Origin of the sequence: Endozoicomonas atrinae, from assembly GCF_001647025.1 — a bacterium.
Lineage (GTDB): Bacteria > Pseudomonadota > Gammaproteobacteria > Pseudomonadales > Endozoicomonadaceae > Endozoicomonas > Endozoicomonas atrinae.
Genome location: NZ_LUKQ02000736.1, coordinates 1 through 594 on the forward strand (window position 1 = coordinate 1; position 594 = coordinate 594).

The window sequence follows — 594 nt, forward strand, 5'->3', positions numbered from 1 at the left end:
TTGCCATCGTCACCGAGCAGGCTGACCATCGGGTCTTCATTGCGGTCGCTGTGATTGAAGCGGATACCGCTGACGTTACTGGCCTTGATGCCGGGGTGCTGGTTGATAAACTCGATGGCGTCCTGAGCATCCCGTGGGTCCTGCCCCTGATGGTACTTTTGCAGCATCCGGTTCAGCTTTCCGGCGTCCTGCGTCAGGGGGCTTTGCACCGTTTCCCTGCGCTCCATGGGCATTCCGTAACCGGCCTGACCGCCTTGCGGACTCTGCCTGGCTCCCATGCCATTACCCGGCTGACTGCTCTGGGGCATCTGCCCGAACCCGTAAGGCTGACCATGAACGGCGGCAAACTTCTGCTGCCGGTCGTAGAACCGGTTCAGGTCGTTCTGGTCAATCTGCTGCTGGTTCAGTGCCTGCTGCTGTTGCTGACCGGCATACTCCTGCTGCTGCCTGCGCAGCTCACCAAGGCGCTGGTTGATGGCGTACTGTTCATCGGCGTAACCGGGTACTTTGGTGCCGTGGCCAATTGACTCAAACTTGTTCTGGTAAACCCTGCCGTCCGATCCGATGTACATGGTGATCCTCCCTGACCCTGTG

1 protein-coding gene is annotated in these 594 nt (G+C 59.6%); it reads right to left on the reverse strand.

From position 1 onward, the window contains the following. The coding region (locus AK963_RS30360) for a hypothetical protein (protein WP_202969970.1) at window positions 1–572 on the reverse strand (572 nt) is incomplete at its 3' end. Between the last annotated feature and the right edge of the window lie 22 nt (window positions 573–594).